The following is a 223-nucleotide window of genomic DNA, read 5'->3' on the forward strand; positions in this document are numbered from 1 at the left end:
GGCCGAGCACGCCGTTCACTTGGAGGCGAGCCGCCCCATCCACCGGACGACGAGGGCGGCGAGCACATACCAGGCGCCAGGGTGTAGCACCGCCACAATGTTCTGGATGAGCGGATCGCCCGGGTCAGCCGGCAGGCTCAAGATCGCGGCGACGATCAGCCAGAAGCCGACTGCGGCCAGAGCGGAGGCGGCTGCCAGGGCGGCAATGCCGATGAACTCGTGC

Annotated in this window: 1 protein-coding gene; it reads right to left on the reverse strand. The window is 69.1% G+C overall.

The genetic code is table 11. From position 1 onward, the window contains the following. Positions 1-15 precede the first annotated feature (15 nt). A partial coding sequence (locus MKL01_RS06340) for a hypothetical protein (RefSeq protein WP_243904370.1) occupies positions 16-223 on the reverse strand: 208 nt, incomplete at its 5' end.

The organism is Methylobacterium sp. J-070 (genome assembly GCF_022829385.1).
Taxonomy (GTDB): domain Bacteria; phylum Pseudomonadota; class Alphaproteobacteria; order Rhizobiales; family Beijerinckiaceae; genus Methylobacterium.